General features: G+C 46.3%; 1 pseudogene. It reads left to right on the forward strand.

Annotation, left to right across the window (positions count from 1 at the left end):
- Window positions 1-14: 14 nt before the first annotated feature.
- Window positions 15-244 (forward strand): annotated as a pseudogene (locus tag AB4486_RS22975) (ABC transporter permease); the annotation flags it as partial.

Here is a 244-nt window from a genome sequence, read left to right on the forward strand (position 1 = left end):
GTTGGAGCGTGATTATGCATGATCTAACGCGAAGTGGAGCTGTAGCTCATTCAACTAACGGACAGGCTGCCACTACACGCCATCGTCAGATGAATCCTGTTGTTCGTTTGCTTATCAGCAGTGCTGTGATTCTCGGTTTATGGCAGTTAGTTGTGGTTATCTTCGAGATGCCGAGCTTCATTCTGCCCACGCCAGCAGAAGTCTTTTTAAAGCTGATTGAACGTTACGATGTGTTACTCAAACA

The organism is Vibrio sp. 10N.222.55.C6, from assembly GCF_041473395.1.
Lineage (GTDB): Bacteria > Pseudomonadota > Gammaproteobacteria > Enterobacterales > Vibrionaceae > Vibrio > Vibrio crassostreae_C.